We start from the raw sequence: 17,670 nt of genomic DNA, 5'->3' as shown, positions 1-17,670 counted from the left end.
ATTTTAACCATGGGTAAATCGTTCGAGCACCTAGCCCAAAACTTCGAGTCACCTCCGCGGCAGATTCACCATCAAATACCCGCTGCACCGCCAACCGTCGGAGGAGGTGCTGCTCTTCTGTGCTTAGTTTTCTTGCGTCAATTTCCATGCACGGTAGTCTAACACAGCGTATTGATTATTTCCGCCTTATTAGTAAATAGCGGTGTGCACGAAAAAGTGAAAATTTTGAGTGTTAGTGATCGCGTGTTTACTGATTCTCTTGGGCATAGCCACTCATTAAATGATTTGCGAGAGATCCAGGAGGTGAAATTCAGTGGCCTTAAGACAGTGGGTTTAATACTCGGTGGTATTATTCTTATGGCAGTTATTGGCCAGTATTTAGTTGAAGACACGTTAGATAAAAGCGGTGACTAGCATCAACAACACGGTAATGCCATTTTAGTGCGTTTGACGGGCTTATGCTTTAATGCAGGGTATTTTGGAGATGAGTTATAGGAACACTGTTATCGATGTTTTGTCTTGATGACTTGCCTATCCGTCACAATAAAATCGAGTGGAATATCCCAGCCATCACTGGGTAAGGTGTTAACTTCTTGGCAGTGGTGGGCGAGTCCAATCATGATGGGCTTACGCATTTTTTTATTTCGCTTAAAGGCGAAGGCGCGGTCGTAATATCCGCCGCCCATGCCTAGTCGTCGTCCTTCTTTATCAAATCCCGTTAACGGTAAAAGCACAACATCTAGTTTGTGCGGGGCTTGCGGCCGTCGATGTAGGCCGCTGGGCTCGCCAATGCCATACCGATTTGAAATTAGTTTTTGGCGGTGGTGGTAAGGGTAAAACGCCATGCTATTGCTCGATGCGCATCGAGATATTTTGGGTAGATAGCAGTGCTTACTATTCAGACCTGCGTAGCGCAGTAATGGCGCCGGTGAGATTTCACCATCGCTGGCAATATACGCCGCAATATGACGAGCCTCGCGAAACGCGGGCAGCCGAATTAAACGCTGCATTAATTGCTTGGCGGCGACGGTTTGCTGGTCTTTACTTAGACTTTGGCGTCTAGCGCGGAGCTCGAGTCGCAGTCTGGATTTAAGGGCAGAGTTCATGCTGGCAGTATAGCGCTGACACGCAAAAAGTGTGATGGCTTATCGGTGTAGATGAATGGCAAAACAGTGTAGAAAATAGGCCCCAAGATACCGCCGGCTACGTGGCCCTTGAACCCAGCGGTTCAAGGTGGAGTTCTCCGCAAGATTTTTAGGCTTTCCGACAAGCGGACATGCACACCAATCTCGGCTAAAGCCCTCCGGGGTAAAAAGCATCGGCTCAGGGGTCTAAGCAGCCTAGCTAATATCCCAGGGTGTAACAAAGTATACCGCTTGGCTTTGTCTAATAACAGGGTGGACCTATAAGGGGATATGTCTGTTTACACTAATTTGATTATCTCAGTGGGTGTTTGCTTTACCGAACTAGTATCGGCGGCCTAGCTAATATCTAGCTGCTTGCAGCGTTGTAAGGTTTGTTCAACTTTGTCGCTAATGCGGTTTACTGTTTGGGTTTCCGCTTCGGTTGGGGTGGCATTTTGTTTGGCTTGGAGCATTTCGTAGCTGATATTCAACGCCGCCATAACAGCGATGCGCTCAAGTCCAATGACTTTGCCTGAGGTGCGAATGCCGCGCATTTTTTGGTCGAGAAATTGCCCTGCTTGCATTAGCGCAACTTGCTCTTCGGGTGGGCAGGCCACTTGATATTCTTTGTCTAATATTTTTATGCTGATGGTGTTCGTGCTCACGACTCTTTCTCCAGCGCGCGCAGGCGCTGAATCATGGATTCAACTTTCGCGCGGGCAATATCTGTTTTTTCGATCAGTTGTTCGCGCTCAGAACGCCAGTGGAGGGCGTCCGCTTTTAAGGCGCGATTTTCCTTGTCTAATTGCTCACACAACTGGACAATTTCGTCTACTTTTCGTTCCAAAAGTTGCAACTGTCGCTGATCCATCTTTAGATTGCGTCCGTTTGTAGAAAGATATTGGATAATAGTAGAGCGGGCCCTGCAGGTGGGTCAATGTAATTAAGGTGGGCTTGTATGCCCATAATATCGATATTCGATTTTATCTGGCTTCGGCGCTACCATTGCCGGCCTATGATGTATTAACGGAAATGTATTAATGACCGCTAGTTTAGAGCACGACGATCTCGCTAATTTATTTTTGAGCTTGGGAGCTTTGCAGCCCCCAGCTGAGTTGCATGGCTATGCGGCGGGGTTTGTGTCGGTGGGTGGTCGGATAAGCGCAGATGCTTGGCTTAAGCATTGTATTGATTTGCTAGATTGCGAAACCCCAGACCCTGAGCAGAGCGAAGCGCTGTACGCGGTGTATAGTGCTGCGCTGGACGGCATGGAATCAGGCGAGATGAGCTTAGATTTATTGCTGCCCGACGATGAATTCGACTTGGATCAGCGCATTGCCAGTCTTGGTCAGTGGTGCCAAGGCTATTTGACGGGCTTTGCGATGGCTGGCAAGCAGAAGAGCGTCGATAAGCAAAATGCCTATTCTGCGGATTTAACAGAGGCGATTAGTGATATTGCCGCCATCGCGCAGGTGTCGCCCGATGAGCATACCGATGAAGATGGAGAGCAAGACTACTTTGCGGTGTGTGAGTACGTTCGGGTTGCGGCGATGACTATTTTTGTTGAATGCAATGGCGGTGTTCAGCAAGAAGGCGAGGCCAATCCGCCCCGCCTGCATTGATCCTCACAGCTAAGGTATTTTTGCCACTGGCCGACCTTAAGCCGTGATAAGCTTTTGCGAATAAACCCATTGGCGCTTGCGCCCATATTTCTTAGGTAATGAGAACAACATGACGATTAGTAAGCAGGAATTCGCCCGTCGCCGCAAAAATTTGATGGCGCTGATGGAGCCCGACAGCATTGCTGTTGTACCTTCTGCCAAAATGCTCACTCGCAACCGAGATTCTGAGTACGCTTTTCGTCAAGACAGCGATTTTTATTACTTAACGGGTTTTGATGAGCCGGATGCGGTGTTGGTACTGCTGCCGGGGCGAGCGAGCGGCGAGTACGTGTTGTTCTGCCGCGACCGCGATCCGGCAATGGAGCTCTGGACCGGATATCGAGCGGGGCCGGAGGGGGCGTGTTCTGAATACGGTGCCGACGATGCCTTTCCCATCAGTGATATCGACGACATATTACCGGGCCTGTTAGAAGGGCGTCAGCGCGTTTACTACGCTATGGGCCGCCACACCGAATTTGATCAGCAGGTAATGCAGTGGGTGAATGTTATTCGCTCCAAGGTTCGCACCGGCGCGCAGCCTCCGGGTGAGTTCTTGGATTTAGATCATCATTTACATGATCTGCGTTTGTATAAATCTGCCGCCGAGTTAAAAGTGATGCGTAAGGCGGGCGAAATTTCCGCCGAAGCTCACAGCCGCGCCATGCGCGCCTGCCGTCCCGGCGTTTATGAGTATCAGCTTGAAGCCGAAATCCTCCATGAATTTGGGCGCAATGGCGCACGTTTTCCGGCATACAGCACTATTGTTGGTGCGGGTAAAAATGGCTGCATTCTACATTATGTTGAGAATAGCTGTGAGGCCCGCGACGGCGATCTGGTATTGATTGATGCCGGCTGCGAGTTGCATTACTACGCCGCTGATATTACCCGAACCTTTCCCGCCAATGGTCGGTTTAGCGCAGAGCAGCGGGCCTTATATGAGGTGGTCTTGGATGCGCAAAAAGCCGCTATTGCTGCGGTAAAACCCGGTAATCATTGGAATCAACCCCACGACGAGACTGTCCGCGTAATTACCGAGGGCTTGGTGAAATTAGGTTTGCTGAGTGGCGATGTAAGCGCACTTATTAGCGCCGAGGCCTATAAGCCCTTTTATATGCACCGTGCCGGCCATTGGTTGGGTATGGATGTGCATGATGTTGGCGATTATAAAGTCGGTGGTGAGTGGCGAGTACTTGAAGAGGGTATGGTGCTTACCGTTGAACCGGGTATTTATGTGGCGCCGGACAATAGCAATGTCGATGCGAAATGGCGTGGTATTGGTATTCGCATTGAAGACGATGTAGCGGTAACGAAAACCGGCTGCGAGATTTTGACCGCGGCGGTGCCAAAAGAAGCGGATGAGATAGAGGCCTTAATGGCGGAGGCGCGTCTTGCCACGCACTGATTACGACATAGTTATTGCTGGCGGCGGCATGGTTGGCGCCAGCTTGGCGTTATGCCTTGATAGTTATAGCCGCGCCGGTTTGCGGATTTTGGTAGTGGAGAATTTTCCGCTCCCGCCTGTTGGCGAAGGTAAACCGGCTTATCGCCCAAGCTTTGATGCACGCTCTACGGCGCTGTCGTTTGGCAGCGCGCAAATATACGAAGAGCTGGCGGTGTGGCCGCTACTGGCAGAGCATATTTGCACTATCTCGCAGGTTCACGTTTCGGATCGCGGCCACTTTGGCAGTGTTTTGATGAGTGCCGCCAGCCAAGGTTGGCCGGCCTTGGGTTATGTGGTGGAGAACGCTTGGTTGGGTAATGTCTTGCTCAATCGGCTTCGCCAACACACCAGTGTTGAATTTTTGTCACCGGCTTCGGTGGAATCGGTGACCGTGTCAAAAGGGTATGCAAGTTTATCCGTGCGCGAGGGCGATGCTTCTCGGGAAATAAGCACGCAATTAGTCGCGGTTGCCGACGGAGCGGACTCCGGTTTGCGCACCCAACTGGGTATTGGCGCAAGCATTGATGATTATCATCAAGTGGCGGTGATCGCCAATGTGGCGACTGAAAAGCCTCACGGTGGCTGCGCTTACGAGCGCTTTACCGAAAGGGGGCCCTTGGCCTTATTGCCCTTGGTGACGGATGACTCGGGGCTTTCTCGTTCAGCCTTAGTTTGGACCTTTCCTGAAGGAATGGCCGACGAGGTGGAGAGCTGGTCTGATGAGGCGTTTTTGGCTGAGTTGCAACGCAATTTTGGTTATCGGCTGGGGCGGCTCCGTAAAGTCGGGCAGCGCAATGCCTTTCCGCTGCGCTTAATGCAGGCAGAGGAGCAGGTGCGCGCGCAAGTCGCTGTGCTGGGGAATGCGGCGCACTCGCTGCACCCAGTTGCTGGTCAGGGCTTTAATTTAGCCTTGCGCGATGTTGAGTGTTTAAGTCGTCTGGTGGCGAAGGCGCATGCGAATGGCGAGAATTTAGGTGACTTAACATTGCTGCAAAGCTATACAAAAAGTCAGCGTGCAGATCAGCTAGTTACTACGACCTTCTCTGATCAATTGACGGGTATTTTCAGCAATCGCAAGCCGATCTTGAGCTTGCTCAGAAATTTGGGTCTTTCCATGTTGGATGTTAGCCCCCCAGCAAAATCACGGTTTGTAGCCAGAGCAGCGGGTATTTTGCCCGGTGCCGCAGCGGAGTAATACGCATGTCGGCAGAGAATATTGCTGATTTTGATTTAGTTATTGTCGGCGCCGGTTTGGCTGGTGCGGCACTGGCCTTGGCGGTGGCAGATTTGCCGCTGAAAGTTGCCTTAGTTGAAGCGCAGGCGGTTCGCGAAGGCTGGCCGCAAATTGAAGAAAGCGTATTTGATTATGATGCCAGGGTTAGCGCGCTTACCGACGCTTCTCGCGGGTTTTTAGATGAGATTGGTGCCTGGTCTGACATCGCCAGCCGCCGCGCCTGCGCCTATACCGATATGGAAGTGTGGGACGGCGAAGGCACTGGGCGTATCCATTTTTCCGCCAGCGAAGTGCGGCGCCCGGCGCTCGGTCATATTGTTGAAAATCGATTAATCAATGCATCGTTGATTAATAATCTGCGGGAAAATGCGCGGGTAAAATGCTTCTTCGGAATGCCGGTTGAAACCATGAGCCGGCAACAGGCGGGGATTAGTTTACATTTAGCCGGTGGCAGAGTTGTGCGCAGTCCGCTGGTGGTTGCCGCCGACGGCGCCAATTCTAAAATTCGCGAGTGGGCCGGTTTTGTTACGCGGGAGTGGGATTATCATCATCACGCTATCGTTGCCACGGTCGAGACCGAGCTTCCCCACAGCAATACCGCTTGGCAGCGCTTCTTACCGGAAGGCCCGCTGGCATTTCTGCCGCTGCCAGATACCGCTGCTGAACAGCGTTATTGTTCTATTGTATGGTCAGCTAAACCGGATATCGCAGAGCACTTAATGTCACTTGACGATGATGACTTTTGCCGCGAGCTGGCCGCTAAGTTTGAGCACCGTTTAGGCCGAGTGCTGGCCGCGAGTCGCCGCTTTAGTTTTCCGCTTAGACAGCGTCACGCGGCGGACTACGTTAGTGATGGTGTGGTATTGCTGGGTGATGCGGCGCACACTATTCATCCGCTGGCGGGGCAGGGTATCAATCTTGGTTTTCAAGATGCGGCGGTTTTTGCGCAGGAGTGTCGCCGCGCCTGCGAGCGCGGTGTGCCATTGTTTGACGCCTCGGTGCTGAACCGTTATCAGCGTCGGCGCAAAGGCGGCAATTTGGCGATGATGGCAATGATGGAGGGGTTCCAGCATTTGTTTGAAACGCCGGTCATGCCACTGCGCTTATTGCGTAATACCGGTATGCGTTGGTTGGATTCGGCGCTGCCTCTGAAACGACAGATTATTGCCAAGGCAATGGGCTTGTCAGACAAACCCTAGTTTTAAAGTCGGCGAAGAGCAGGACTAATTTGCGCCGCCGTTAACATTCATTACAGAATAAATCGTGGAATTCATTGAGAAGTTTAATGATAATAATTATCATCTACGCCCGATTTTCTTGTGAGAGGCTTGGATGATGCGAAATATCGCGCTGATCGTAGTAGCAACCCTAGTTCTAGCTGCCTGTGGCAATAGTGAGCCACCTGCCGCCAAGGGCCCAGAATTAGTGATTTATAGCTCGCGGATAGAGCAGCTGATCAAACCTATCTTCGACGACTTTACCAAGGAAACTGGTATTAACATTCGCTACGTCACCGACGAGGCGGGGCCGTTATTGGCGCGTCTAAAGGCTGAGGGCGAGAACTCCCCTGCGGATATGTTAATTACTGTCGATGCTGGAAATCTGTGGCATGCCGCAGAAATGGGTGTTTTGCAGCCCGTGCAGTCAGAGGTGTTAACAAATAATATTCCACCGGCCTTGCGCGATGAGCAGGGGCGCTGGTACGGAGTTTCTATTCGCGCCCGCACCATTATTTATTCTACTGAGCGGGTTAAGCCCGAGGAGCTGGCGGGTTACGAAGATTTGGCCGACCCAAAATGGAATGGTCGCCTGTGTTTGCGCACCTCCAAAAAAGTGTATAACCAATCGCTGGTTGCCAGCATGATTGTTGCTCTTGGCGCGGACAAAGCCGAAGAGACTGTGGGTGCTTGGGTAAATAATTTGGCGGTGGCGCCGTTTGCCAGCGACAATAAAGTGGTTGAAGCGATTGACGCTGGGCAGTGCGATGTCGGTTTGGTGAACACCTATTATTTGGCCCGTATGCTAGCTGATAATCCTGATTTGCCGGTGGGCTTGTTCTGGGCTAACCAAGCCGGTGAGGGTGTTGCAGCTCGCGGTACGCATGTGAATGTGTCTGGCGCCGGTATAACCAAGGCCAGCAAGCATAAGGAAGATGCTCTGCGCTTATTGGAATGGTTGTCTGGTCCGTCGGCGCAATACGATTTTGCGCACTTGAATCAGGAGTATCCTGTGAACGATAAAACCGCGCCGTCTGAACTGATTGAGCAGTGGGGCAGTTTTAAGGCTGATACCATGCCCCTTAGCGAAGCCGGCCGTCTGCAGGGCGACGCAATTCGCATAATGGACAGACAGGGATATCGCTGAGTGCCAGTTGCGCCATCTCCAGTAACCGCGTTTTCTCAGACGCCTGCAGCGCCGCGCCGATCAAGCGCGGCGTTGTGGTTTTTGCGTGTAATTGGTGTGGCTGCGGTGCTGGCTGTGATGGCGCCGATCTTGGTGGTAGTGCTGAGCTGGGGCTCCTCGCAAACCGAGGTTTGGCAGCATTTAATCGCGACCCAGCTTGGAAGTTTATTATTTAACACCCTGCTGTTATTGGTGGGGGTGGGCTTGCTGGTCAGCATTTTGGGCATTGGTTTGGCTTGGTTTACGGTGATGTGCGAGTTTCCCGGCCGAGCGTGGTTCGAGTGGCTATTGATGCTGCCGATGGCGGTGCCCGCCTACGTAATGGCCTTTGTTATTCTCGGGGTGTTTGATTTTGGTGGCCCGCTACAGAGCTTTTTAAGACTGCAGTTTGGTCAGCAGTACGGCAGCATGGATGTTCGCAATGCCGCCACGGTGATTGTGGTGTTTGCCTTAGTTTTATACCCCTATGTTTATATGCTGGCGCGCAGTGCTTTCCTTTCTCAAAGCAGTGATACCACCGAAGCTGCGCGCGTTTTGGGCTGTAATCCTTGGCAGGCATTTTATCGCGTTGCGCTGCCAATGGCGCGCCCCGCTATTGTTGCCGGCGTGAGCTTGGCGATGATGGAAACCCTCGCCGACTTTGGTACCGTGGCGGTGTTTAATTACGACACCTTTACCACGGCAATTTATAAAGCGTGGTTTGGCTTTTTCAATATTCAGGCGGCGGCGCAGCTTGCTTCAATATTGCTGTTGTTTGTTGCCTTAACCTTGTTTGCCGAGCGGCGCTCGCGCGGTGGTCGTCGCTTTGTTCAGGGCAGCCGTTTACAGCATCGCTACCGATTTCCAGTCACGCCCGTTAAAGCCTGGGCAATGACTGCTGCCTGCAGTTCTGTGCTGGCAGTGGCCTTTGTATTGCCCGTGTTACAGCTGATGTTGTGGGCGATCGATGAAGGCGCGGTGCAATTAAACACTCGTTTTTTTGAGCTAGTGCAGCACACCGTGATACTGGCGGGGCTTGCGGCCTTGATTACGGTATTTTTGGCGCTGGTTTTGGCTTTTAATCGACGCCAAGTAAAGCGCGGTGGTTTTTTTAATATGGCGCAGTTGGGCTACGCATTGCCAGGCTCAGTATTGGCGGTGGGAATTATGCTGTCGTTTACCTTTATTGATAATCAGGTATTTATCCCCCTGCAGAGAGTGCTTGGCATGTCACCGGTGCCAATTTTGGTGGGATCAATTGCCACCCTGTTGGCAGCGTATTGGATTCGATTTTTGGCCGTGGCGACGGGGCCTTTGGAGTCGTCTCTTGAGCGTATTCGCCCAAGTCTGCCTGAAGCGGCGCGCACCCTCGGCGCCAACGGTGGCGAATTAGTGCGGCGGATATATTTGCCCATGCTGCGCCCAGGGTTGCTCACCGCGATGGTCTTGGTTTTTGTCGATGTTATGAAAGAGATGCCAGCCACTTTGCTGCTTCGTCCCTATGGTTGGGATACCTTGGCGGTGCGGATTTATGAGATGACTGCAGAGGGGCAGTGGCAGCTCGCAGCGCTGCCTGCACTGGCCTTGGTGGCGGCGGGATTAATTCCAGTGATAATCAGTATCCGTCGCAGTAGTCATTGAGCACTTTGTATTTGTCGGTAGCAGCGTTAAAATGCGCACATCTAACGTATCGTCAGTAGAGGACGGCCTTAAATGAGCAATACCCCCAGCGAATTAAAATACGCCAGCAGCCACGAGTGGGCGCGCCTTGAGTCAGACGGCACGGTTACAGTTGGTATTAGTTATCACGCTCAGAACGCCTTGGGTGACGTGGTGTTTATCGAGTTACCGGAAGTCGGCGCTGAGTATTCTCAGGGTGACGAGGCTGCGGTGGTCGAGTCTGTAAAAGCGGCTTCAGATATTTATGCGCCGGTTTCGGGCGAAATTATTGAAGTGAACGAGGCTTTAGACGAAAGTCCAGAAACGGTAAATGAATACCCATACAGCGATGGTTGGTTTTTCCGTATGCAGCCCTCTGATTTGAGTGAGCTGGATAATTTGCTAGATGCAGAAGCCTACGACGAGCAGTGCGACGAGTAATCTTGTTATAGGTTTTGATAGAAGCCCGGCATTGACCGGGCTTTTTTATGCGCTGGGGAACGCCTAGTCTCTAAGGCTGATGACCGGCCAGTCAGCTGCAATTGCATACGCTTTTAGGGTGTCGTCGGGGTCGACGGCGATAGCGTGGTCGACAATTTTAAGCAGCGGCAGGTCGTTGTGGGAGTCGCTGTAAAAATAGCTGCCGCTCAGCGAGTGGCCGGTTTCCTCAAGCCAATTGTTTAGGCGGGTGACTTTGCCTTCCTGGAAGCAGGGGATGCCGCTGGGTTTGCCTGTGTAGCGGCCGTTGACGACCTCGCCTTCGCTGGCAAGTATGGTGTTTACGCCTAATGCCACGGCAATCGGTCTGGTTACGAAACTATTGGTGGCGGTAATTATCATAACAAAGTCGCCCGCGTCGCGATGTTGCTGTAATAGTGCATCGGCCTTTGGCAGCCGCAGCGGTGCAATGTATTCCGCCATGAAATCTGCGTGTAAGGTACTGAGTTCCGCTTGCGTATATTGGCTGAGTGGGCTCAAGGCAAAGCGAAGGTAGGCGTCAATATCGAGGCCGCCGCGTTGGTATTGCAGATAGAATTCATCGTTTTTGGCTTTAAACTCGTCACTGTCGACAAGGCCTTTGGCGACTAAAAATTCACCCCAAGCGTGGTCGCTGTCACCGCCCAGCAAGGTGTTGTCTAAGTCAAAAATGGCGAGGGCCATGAAGGTCTCCAAAAACGGGATTGTTGAGGCGGCATAGCATAGCGTTTGCCAGAGGTATTTTCATCTTTCTACAGCGTTGTTGGTTGAGTGAATTCCCTGAGTCGGGAATTTGTGGAACAATAGAAAATGGAAATAAAATCAAAACAATAGGTGATGTAGTGATTGACTCGGATGGATTTCGTCCCAACGTTGGCATCGTGCTTGCAAATGAGCAAGGGCAGGTGTTGTGGGCGCGCCGTGTCGGTCAGAGTGCTTGGCAGTTTCCGCAGGGCGGGATTCATGAAGGTGAATCTCCAGAAGCGGCATTGTATCGCGAGCTGTATGAAGAGGTGGGGCTGCGAGAAAATGATGTTGATTTGCTGGCCTGCACTCGCGGCTGGCTGCGCTATCGCCTGCCCCAACGTTTGATTCGCCGAGACAATAAGCCGCTGTGCATTGGGCAGAAACAAAAGTGGTTTTTGCTGCAAATGAAAGCCGACGACAATAAGGTCAGTTTCAATTGTGGTGATAAGGCTGAGTTTGATCATTGGCAGTGGGTTAGCTATTGGTATCCGCTAGGTCAGGTAGTGGCGTTTAAACGCGAAGTGTATCGGCGCGCTATGAAAGAGTTGGCCCCGCGACATGCTCGTTTGGTGAAAGATGCCATGAGTGGTGAATTGCTATGATGTTGGAAGCACTGCGGAGTATCGTTCAGGCGGTAAATTCTGCGGGCAATTTGCAGGCGGCGCTGGATATTATTGTTAGCCGTATTGCCGAGGTGATGGGCACTGAGGTGTGTACTGTTTATTTGCGCGACCCTGAGTCTGGCCGTTTGATCTTTATGGCCAACCAAGGTTTGAATCCAGAATTGATCGGCAAGATCAGCCTCGGCCCTGATGAAGGTTTGGTGGGGCAGGTTGCCCGCCGCGAAGAGCCGGTTAACTTAGATCACGCGGAAAAACATCCTAACTTCTTATATCTGCCGGGTATTGGTGAAGAGCAGTATCACTCATTTTTGGGTGCGCCGATTATTCATCAGCGCACGGTGATGGGGGTGTTGGTTGTTCAGCAAAAAGACAGTCGTCGCTTTGATGAAGATGAAGAAGCCTTTTTAGTAACGATGTCGGCCCAGTTGGCAGGCGTTATCGCTCATGCCCGGGCCACGGGTTCTATTACTACATCTCAGAATGTGGTCGGGGCAACGGCATCGTTTAAAGGGATAGCTGGGGCGACAGGCGTGGCTATCGGGCGTGCGGTCATAGTGGCCCCGGTTGCTGATTTACACTCGGTTCCGCGTCGGCAGAGCGATGATCCGCAACTTGAGTTGCAGGCATTTCAATCGGCCTTAAGCGCGGTGCGGACAGATATTCACGCTCTTAGTGAAAAATTACTGACGCATTTACCCGCCGATGAGCACGCCTTGTTTGACGTGTATCTGCGTATTATCGATGACGGCTCTTGGGCTGCGGAAGTCGTTAAGAAAATCAACGAAGGTGAGTGGGCACAGGGCGCGTTGAGTCAGGTTATGTCCAGCCATATTCGCACCTTTGAAATGATGGAAGACGCCTATTTCAAAGAGCGTGCGACCGATATCAAAGACCTCGGTCGTCGTGTGCTGGCCTATTTGCAAACCAGTGAAGTTGAGCCGGCCGAGTACCCAGATAAAACTATTTTGGTCGGTGAAGAGTTGACCGCCTCTATGCTGGGTGAAGTGCCTCGCGAGAAATTGGTGGGCATGGTGTCGGTGCGGGGCTCAAGTAATTCCCACGTTGCCATTTTAGCGCGGGCGATGGGCATACCCACTGTGATGGGGGCCGCCGATTTACCCTATACCCAGATTGAAAATGCCAACCTTATTGTTGACGGTTATTCGGGCTATGTTCATTACAACCCTTCTGCGGAAGTGTATGAGCATTTCCGTTCGGTGTCGGAAGAAGATCAGGTTCTGACGCAGGGGCTGGAAGCGCTACGGGATTTGCCAAGCGAAACTCTAGATGGGCACCGTATGCCGTTGTGGGTGAATACCGGTTTGATGGCAGATGTGGCGCGTTCTTTGGACCGTGGTGCGGAAGGTGTTGGCCTGTATCGAACAGAAATTCCGTTTTTACTGCGAGAGCGTTTTCCCAGTGAAGAGGAGCAGCGGGCGATTTATCGCGAGCAGTTAATTGCCTTCGCGCCTTTGCCGGTGACCATGCGCACCCTCGATATCGGTGGTGATAAGGCCCTGCCGTATTTCCCCATCGAAGAAGAAAATCCCTTTTTAGGTTGGCGCGGAATTCGAGTTACTCTCGATCATCCTGAAATATTTCTGGTGCAGGTCAGGGCGATGCTCAAGGCCAGCGAGGGCCTGAATAATCTGCGTATTATGCTGCCAATGATCAGTAATGTGCAGGAAGTTGACGAGGCCCTCGATCTGGTTCGGCGCGCCTATGACGAGTTGATCGAAGACGGTTGGGATATCACCTTGCCGCCAATCGGCGTCATGGTTGAAGTGCCGGCGGCGGTCTATCAGGCGCGGCAATTGGCGCGACGAGTTGATTTTCTATCAGTGGGGTCAAACGATTTAACCCAGTATTTATTGGCCGTTGATCGCAACAATACTCGGGTTGCTGACCTGTACCACGCCTATCATCCTGCGGTGCTAAATAGCTTGCAGCAGGTTGTTGATGCCGCTCACGCCGAAGGTAAACCGGTGGGGATTTGTGGTGAGCTTGCGGGTGACCCAGCGGCGGTTTTACTGCTGATGGCAATGGGCTACGACATGCTGTCGATGAACGATAATAGTTTGCTCAGGGTTAAGGCGGTGATACGCAGCTGTCGTTTTGATGAGCTTCAGGCTTTGTTGAATAGCGCGATGCTGGTTGAGACCGCCGACGAAGTTAAGGCGCTGCTGCGCAAGGTTATGATTGATATTGGTATGGAACGTTTGCTGCAACCTATTGGCGCTTAGCTCTAACGGGTATCATCGTCCATAAAGCTAAAGTGCTGAAGTACCTCTTTTTGAGTTGGGGTGGTGGCGTAGCGTTTTTCCCAGAAATCCCACTGTCCATTTTTGTTTGCAGTAACAATACTACTTGAGCGCGTGCCATAGCCTTCAAAACTGACGAAACGGGATGATAGCGCGCGGTATATATCTTCCGCAGCGTTCATTGTTGGTTTTGTATCTTGCAGCATATTTAACAGGTCTTGGTGGTTGGGCTTTCCCGTCATGATGGAATCCATATCGTGGTAGCCCTTTTGGGTTTTTGCGTTTCTCTCGCTTAGTGGAATATTACCGATTGCGTGAATGCCGGTGGCTAGGGGCTGCCAGCCTGCTTCGACATTGTTGATATAGCAGAGTGTGTCGCCATCACAGGCGATAAAATTAAAGGGGCGGTACTGGCTTTTTTCTGGCTCTAATTGTTCAAAGAAATGCTGGTTGGTTTCGGCGCTCAATAGAAAGTTTTTCACTAGATCGCCGCGACTGCGGTCGCCGCTGGCCTCAACCTCTCGTAAGTTGGTTACTGCTGCAAAGCGACCGTTGCGACTTATGCCAAGCCAGCTGCCGCCAAACTCTAGATCTCTGCCGGCGAGGATTTGCGGGTGCGCTGGCCAGAAATCGGCGGCGAGGGTGGGGCGCTCAAAAAACTCGTCGCGATTGGCGGCAATCGTCAGGGTTTGTTCAGAGTCGTTTTGCCAGCTCAATAATATCAGGCACATTCGTCCATTCGCTGTTGTTTGTAGATTTTGGCCGTCATAATAGCAGCTTTGCTGGAGACTTCCGCGGCATGATTTTGCTGGTTTACTTGGCGGTTGGGGCCGTCGCGGGTTTGTCCGCCGGTTTGTTTGGTGTTGGTGGCGGCTTGGTAATTGTTCCCGCGCTGGTTGTCTGTTTTGGATTTTTGGCGGTGGCACCTGAGGTGGCAATGCAGTTGGCAGTGGGCACCTCACTGGCGACTATAGTGGTGACCTCAATTGGCTCGGTGCGAGCCCATCATCAGCTAGGTAATATTAATTGGTCGTGCTGGCGAGTATTGGCACCAGGTATTGCGATTGGCGTTGTTTGTGGTGTGGCGACGGCAGCGGCACTCCCAGGGCAGGCCTTAAAGCTGGCGTTTGGTGTATTCAGCTTGATTATTGCCGCGTATATGGGGTTTGGGGCGGTGCCTGCGGCGTCGCGACAGCTTCCGAATTCTATGGGTTTAACGTCGGCGGGCGTCGCTATTGGCTATTTTTCGGCGATGTTTGGTATAGGTGGCGGCTCGTTAACCGTACCGTATTTGAGTTGGTGTAATGTGCGTATGCAGGCCGCGGTGGCAACGTCGGCGGCTTGTGGTTTGCCTATTGCGGTGGTCGGGTCGGCGAGTAATATGGTTGCGGGGTTTGGGCATCAAGATCTGCCGGCTTACAGTTTCGGTTTTATATACTTGCCTGCATTTATAGGTATTGCATTGCTGAGCGCTCCGTTTGCAAAGTTGGGGGCGCACTGGGCGCAGCGGCTTTCGCCGACACGTTTGAAGCAATGTTTTGCGATGTTTTTGTTGGTGGTGGGTAGTCAATTTATTTGGGGAGCGCTTTAAAGCATGTTGATACATCCAAACTTCGATCCGGTGGCGGTACAAATTGGGCCGCTGGCGATACATTGGTATGGGCTGATGTATTTGGCCGGTTTTGCGGCAGCGTGGTTTATTGCAAAAAGTCGAACCAAGCAGCCGTGGAGTCCATTGAATGAGGCGCAGGTTGAGGATTTGATTTTTTATGGTGCGGTCGGTGTCATCGTTGGAGGCCGATTTGGCTACGTTATGTTTTATAATTTTCCGCAGTTTTTACAAGACCCTCTGTGGTTATTTCGGGTGTGGGAGGGCGGTATGGCCTTTCACGGCGGCCTACTGGGTGTTGTCGTTGCGGTGGCGCTGTACGCTCGTCGTATTAAAGTGCCGGTCTCTGCGCTGTGGGACTTTATTGCACCCTTGGCGCCGATTGGTTTAGGTTTGGGTCGTATCGGCAATTTTATAGGTCAAGAGTTGTGGGGGCGCCCCACTGATCAGCCGTGGGGGATGTTATTCCCGAGAGATCCTTTGCAGTTAGCTCGTCATCCGTCGCAGTTGTATCAGTTTGCGCTTGAGGGTGTGGTGCTGTTTATTATCATTTTCTGGTTTACCCGTAAGCAGCGGCCACCCTATGCGGCGGGTTCGCTATTTTTGCTTTGCTATGGTTGTTTCCGTTTCTTGGTTGAGTTTGTTCGTGAGCCAGATAGCCATATTGGATTCGACATGTTGGGTTGGATGACTCGTGGTCAAGAGCTGTCATTGCCAATGATCTTGCTCGGTGGTGGATTGTTGATTTGGACTTACTCGCGTTCGGCCGTTAAGGGTGGTAAATAATATGCAGCAGTACTTGGATTTATTGCGAGATGTGCGAGATAACGGCACCGACAAGGGCGATCGCACCGGCGTGGGTACGCGCTCGGTATTTGGTCGGCAATTACGCTTTGATTTAAGTCAGGGCTTTCCGCTGCTAACGACTAAAAAAGTACATTTGCGTAGTATTATCAACGAGTTAATTTGGTTTTTGGAAGGTAGCTGCGACAATAATTGGCTGCGTGATCGGGGGGTTACCATCTGGAATGAGTGGGCCCTAGAAAATGGCGATCTTGGTCCAATTTACGGTAAGCAGTGGCGCAGTTGGGCTTGTCCTGATGGATCAACCATCGACCAAATCAGCGAGGTGGTAGATATGATTCGGCGCAAGCCGGATTCGCGCCGCTTGTTGGTCAATGCGTGGAATCCTGCAGATTTACCGGATGAATCACTTAGCCCGCAGGAAAATGCGCGGCATGGAAAAGCGGCCTTGCCACCGTGTCATACCTTGTTTCAGTTTTACGTTGCGCAAGGGCGCTTATCCTGCCAGCTTTATCAGCGCAGCGCAGATCTATTTCTCGGCGTGCCTTTTAATATTGCAAGTTACGCACTCCTAACACATATGATTGCGCAGCAATGTGATCTAGAGGTGGGCGACTTTGTACACACCTTTGGCGATTGCCATCTTTATCAAAACCATCTGACTGATGATATCGTCGAAGAGCAGTTACGGCGCAAGCCGAGGGCTCTGCCTGCGCTGAGAGTCAAGCGGCGGCCTGCTTCTATTTTTGATTACACCGCGGATGATTTTGAGTTTGAGGGCTATGATCCCTACCCCCCAATTAAGGCGCCGATAGCGATATAAGGCGAGGAGAGAGAGTGGTAACAGTTTCACTTATTGTCGCGATGGCGAAAAACCGAGTCATCGGCGTGAATAACCAATTGCCCTGGCATTTGCCGGCGGACTTAAAGCACTTTAAAGCGACAACGATGGCTAAGCCTATTGTGATGGGGCGCAAGACTTGGGAGTCGATTGGGCGGCCGCTACCAGGGCGATTTAATATCGTAATTAGCCGGCAGTCAGGGTATACGGCTGAGGGCGCTGTTGTGGTGCCCGATTTGGCTAGTGCGCTGACGCTGGCTCGCGAAGAGGCGGATTCTTCGGGGCTTGATGAGGTGTGTGTGATTGGTGGCGAGACCATCTACCGGCAGGCGCTTGATGAGGCCACAAAAATGTATATTACGGAAGTTGATCTTAATCCTGATGGCGATGCGTGGTTTCCGGAAATTGAACTAAATGACTGGAGTGAGGTCTCGCGCGAGTGTTACCCAGTAACGCCTGATGAGAGTCCTGGCTATTGCTTTGTTACTCTACAGAGAGTATGACCGAATAAGTTGTATTTTGGATGGTCGCTGGCGGACAGGCTTTTTGCGCCGCTAAATATTTGCTCTTATTGAGCGTTACTTAAATAAGGTTTTTTGTTACTTACTTTCACGAAAATGTAACCCTTCAACACATAAAATTAACAAGGAATTTTATATTACGAAACATTTAGTTTTGTCGTTGATTCTTACGTTTGCACATGATTAAAATAAGTCCCGCTGTATGAAAGCACGGTCTTACGACTGGCCGTACGGCTGATAGAAGATAATAAGCTCTGCTTTCACTAAACGTCCCAAATAGGAAAAG

At 51.6% G+C, this 17,670-nt stretch carries 20 protein-coding genes and 1 other RNA gene; 14 read left to right on the top strand and 7 right to left on the bottom strand.

Features of this window, described 5'->3' with window-relative positions; genetic code table 11:
- A partial coding sequence (locus tag GVJ32_RS18525; protein ID WP_435808098.1) for a helix-turn-helix domain-containing protein occupies positions 1-148 on the bottom strand: 148 nt, incomplete at its 3' end.
- Positions 149-216: 68 nt separating this feature from the next.
- On the opposite strand from GVJ32_RS18525, the gene GVJ32_RS18160 reads away from it, so the two are divergent.
- A complete protein-coding gene (locus GVJ32_RS18160) occupies positions 217-414 on the top strand; it encodes a hypothetical protein (RefSeq protein WP_159241493.1) in 198 nt (65 codons plus the stop codon).
- Positions 415-503: 89 nt separating this feature from the next.
- Here GVJ32_RS18160 and GVJ32_RS18155 read toward each other — a convergent pair whose 3' ends face one another.
- The 4 genes from GVJ32_RS18155 to GVJ32_RS18140 all read right to left on the bottom strand — a co-directional run bounded on the left by GVJ32_RS18155 (position 504) and on the right by GVJ32_RS18140 (position 1,995).
- Positions 504-1,106: a 5-formyltetrahydrofolate cyclo-ligase gene (locus GVJ32_RS18155; RefSeq protein ID WP_159241492.1), complete on the bottom strand. Its 603-nt coding sequence runs from the start codon at positions 1,104-1,106 to the stop codon at positions 504-506.
- Positions 1,107-1,181: 75 nt separating this feature from the next.
- Positions 1,182-1,362: non-coding RNA, 6S RNA (gene ssrS, locus GVJ32_RS18150), on the bottom strand.
- A gap of 118 nt (positions 1,363-1,480) precedes the next feature.
- On the bottom strand, positions 1,481-1,789 hold the full coding sequence (locus GVJ32_RS18145) for a cell division protein ZapA (protein WP_159241491.1): 309 nt from the start codon (positions 1,787-1,789) through the stop codon (positions 1,481-1,483).
- Positions 1,786-1,995: a TIGR02449 family protein gene (locus tag GVJ32_RS18140; protein WP_103683103.1), complete on the bottom strand. Its 210-nt coding sequence runs from the start codon at positions 1,993-1,995 to the stop codon at positions 1,786-1,788. The genes GVJ32_RS18145 and GVJ32_RS18140 overlap by 4 nt, the downstream gene beginning before the upstream one ends.
- A gap of 169 nt (positions 1,996-2,164) precedes the next feature.
- Between GVJ32_RS18140 and GVJ32_RS18135 the strand changes: the two genes are divergently transcribed.
- From GVJ32_RS18135 to gcvH, 7 genes are all read left to right on the top strand, one after another.
- Positions 2,165-2,746 (top strand): UPF0149 family protein, encoded by a 582-nt coding sequence (locus GVJ32_RS18135; RefSeq protein ID WP_159241490.1) that lies wholly within the window; start codon positions 2,165-2,167, stop codon positions 2,744-2,746.
- Positions 2,747-2,855: 109 nt separating this feature from the next.
- Positions 2,856-4,187, top strand: a complete 1,332-nt coding sequence (gene pepP, locus GVJ32_RS18130; protein ID WP_159241489.1) for a Xaa-Pro aminopeptidase — start codon at positions 2,856-2,858, stop codon at positions 4,185-4,187.
- On the top strand, positions 4,174-5,421 hold the full coding sequence (gene ubiH / locus GVJ32_RS18125) for a 2-octaprenyl-6-methoxyphenyl hydroxylase (protein WP_159241488.1): 1,248 nt from the start codon (positions 4,174-4,176) through the stop codon (positions 5,419-5,421). The genes pepP and ubiH overlap by 14 nt, the downstream gene beginning before the upstream one ends.
- A gap of 5 nt (positions 5,422-5,426) precedes the next feature.
- Positions 5,427-6,659, top strand: a complete 1,233-nt coding sequence (locus GVJ32_RS18120; RefSeq protein WP_159241487.1) for a UbiH/UbiF/VisC/COQ6 family ubiquinone biosynthesis hydroxylase — start codon at positions 5,427-5,429, stop codon at positions 6,657-6,659.
- A 133-nt stretch (positions 6,660-6,792) separates the two neighbouring features.
- Positions 6,793-7,824, top strand: coding sequence for an extracellular solute-binding protein (locus GVJ32_RS18115; protein WP_235035196.1), 1,032 nt, complete (start codon positions 6,793-6,795; stop codon positions 7,822-7,824).
- Positions 7,825-9,483, top strand: a complete 1,659-nt coding sequence (locus GVJ32_RS18110; protein ID WP_159241486.1) for an ABC transporter permease — start codon at positions 7,825-7,827, stop codon at positions 9,481-9,483. It begins immediately after the preceding gene.
- A 72-nt stretch (positions 9,484-9,555) separates the two neighbouring features.
- Positions 9,556-9,942, top strand: a complete 387-nt coding sequence (gene gcvH, locus GVJ32_RS18105) for a glycine cleavage system protein GcvH (protein WP_103683097.1) — start codon at positions 9,556-9,558, stop codon at positions 9,940-9,942.
- Positions 9,943-10,005: 63 nt separating this feature from the next.
- On the opposite strand, the gene GVJ32_RS18100 is transcribed toward gcvH, so the two are convergent.
- Positions 10,006-10,662, bottom strand: a complete 657-nt coding sequence (locus tag GVJ32_RS18100; RefSeq protein ID WP_159241485.1) for an HAD family hydrolase — start codon at positions 10,660-10,662, stop codon at positions 10,006-10,008.
- A gap of 158 nt (positions 10,663-10,820) precedes the next feature.
- On the opposite strand from GVJ32_RS18100, the gene rppH reads away from it, so the two are divergent.
- Together rppH and ptsP are read left to right on the top strand one after the other, a co-directional pair.
- Complete coding sequence (gene rppH / locus GVJ32_RS18095) at positions 10,821-11,327, top strand: RNA pyrophosphohydrolase (protein ID WP_159241484.1); 507 nt, start codon at positions 10,821-10,823, stop codon at positions 11,325-11,327.
- The gene (gene ptsP / locus GVJ32_RS18090; protein ID WP_159241499.1) at positions 11,327-13,591 is read left to right on the top strand and encodes a phosphoenolpyruvate--protein phosphotransferase; all 2,265 of its coding nucleotides are present in this window, start codon (positions 11,327-11,329) and stop codon (positions 13,589-13,591) included. The genes rppH and ptsP overlap by 1 nt, the downstream gene beginning before the upstream one ends.
- A 2-nt stretch (positions 13,592-13,593) precedes the next feature.
- Here ptsP and GVJ32_RS18085 read toward each other — a convergent pair whose 3' ends face one another.
- Entirely contained in the window at positions 13,594-14,340 is a 747-nt protein-coding gene (locus GVJ32_RS18085; RefSeq protein ID WP_159241483.1) for an NRDE family protein, read from the bottom strand.
- Positions 14,341-14,408: 68 nt separating this feature from the next.
- Here GVJ32_RS18085 and GVJ32_RS18080 point away from each other — a divergent pair, with 68 nt between their 5' ends.
- Genes GVJ32_RS18080 through GVJ32_RS18065 form a run of 4 tightly spaced genes read left to right on the top strand, consistent with a single transcriptional unit; the run spans position 14,409 to position 17,366 of the window.
- Positions 14,409-15,200 carry a sulfite exporter TauE/SafE family protein gene (locus GVJ32_RS18080; protein ID WP_159241482.1) on the top strand — a complete coding sequence of 264 codons (792 nt, stop codon included), beginning with the start codon at positions 14,409-14,411 and terminating at the stop codon, positions 15,198-15,200.
- 3 nt (positions 15,201-15,203) lie between these two features.
- Entirely contained in the window at positions 15,204-16,004 is an 801-nt protein-coding gene (lgt, locus tag GVJ32_RS18075) for a prolipoprotein diacylglyceryl transferase (protein ID WP_159241481.1), read from the top strand.
- Between the two features lies 1 nt (position 16,005).
- A complete protein-coding gene (locus tag GVJ32_RS18070) occupies positions 16,006-16,845 on the top strand; it encodes a thymidylate synthase (RefSeq protein ID WP_159241480.1) in 840 nt (279 codons plus the stop codon).
- Between the two features lie 14 nt (positions 16,846-16,859).
- Positions 16,860-17,366 carry a dihydrofolate reductase gene (locus GVJ32_RS18065; RefSeq protein WP_235035195.1) on the top strand — a complete coding sequence of 169 codons (507 nt, stop codon included), beginning with the start codon at positions 16,860-16,862 and terminating at the stop codon, positions 17,364-17,366.
- Positions 17,367-17,670: the final 304 nt, after the last annotated feature.

Origin of the sequence: Zhongshania aliphaticivorans, assembly GCF_902705855.1 — a bacterium.
GTDB lineage: Bacteria > Pseudomonadota > Gammaproteobacteria > Pseudomonadales > Spongiibacteraceae > Spongiibacter > Spongiibacter aliphaticivorans_B.
The sequence above is the reverse complement of the archived record's forward strand: the minus strand, read 5'-3'. Positions and strand labels throughout refer to the sequence as shown.

What these genes read in the sequence shown, in the direction of transcription:
- GVJ32_RS18155 (WP_159241492.1), bottom strand. Translation starts at nt 1,106, where the DNA reads ATGAACTCTGCCCTTAAATCCAGACTGCGACTCGAGCTCCGCGCTAGA.
- GVJ32_RS18140 (WP_103683103.1), bottom strand. Translation starts at nt 1,995, where the DNA reads ATGGATCAGCGACAGTTGCAACTTTTGGAACGAAAAGTAGACGAAATT.
- GVJ32_RS18135 (WP_159241490.1), top strand. Translation starts at nt 2,165, where the DNA reads ATGACCGCTAGTTTAGAGCACGACGATCTCGCTAATTTATTTTTGAGC.
- pepP (WP_159241489.1), top strand. Translation starts at nt 2,856, where the DNA reads ATGACGATTAGTAAGCAGGAATTCGCCCGTCGCCGCAAAAATTTGATG.
- GVJ32_RS18120 (WP_159241487.1), top strand. Translation starts at nt 5,427, where the DNA reads ATGTCGGCAGAGAATATTGCTGATTTTGATTTAGTTATTGTCGGCGCC.
- GVJ32_RS18115 (WP_235035196.1), top strand. Translation starts at nt 6,793, where the DNA reads ATGATGCGAAATATCGCGCTGATCGTAGTAGCAACCCTAGTTCTAGCT.
- gcvH (WP_103683097.1), top strand. Translation starts at nt 9,556, where the DNA reads ATGAGCAATACCCCCAGCGAATTAAAATACGCCAGCAGCCACGAGTGG.
- GVJ32_RS18100 (WP_159241485.1), bottom strand. Translation starts at nt 10,662, where the DNA reads ATGGCCCTCGCCATTTTTGACTTAGACAACACCTTGCTGGGCGGTGAC.
- ptsP (WP_159241499.1), top strand. Translation starts at nt 11,327, where the DNA reads ATGTTGGAAGCACTGCGGAGTATCGTTCAGGCGGTAAATTCTGCGGGC.
- GVJ32_RS18085 (WP_159241483.1), bottom strand. Translation starts at nt 14,340, where the DNA reads ATGTGCCTGATATTATTGAGCTGGCAAAACGACTCTGAACAAACCCTG.
- GVJ32_RS18080 (WP_159241482.1), top strand. Translation starts at nt 14,409, where the DNA reads ATGATTTTGCTGGTTTACTTGGCGGTTGGGGCCGTCGCGGGTTTGTCC.
- lgt (WP_159241481.1), top strand. Translation starts at nt 15,204, where the DNA reads ATGTTGATACATCCAAACTTCGATCCGGTGGCGGTACAAATTGGGCCG.
- GVJ32_RS18070 (WP_159241480.1), top strand. Translation starts at nt 16,006, where the DNA reads ATGCAGCAGTACTTGGATTTATTGCGAGATGTGCGAGATAACGGCACC.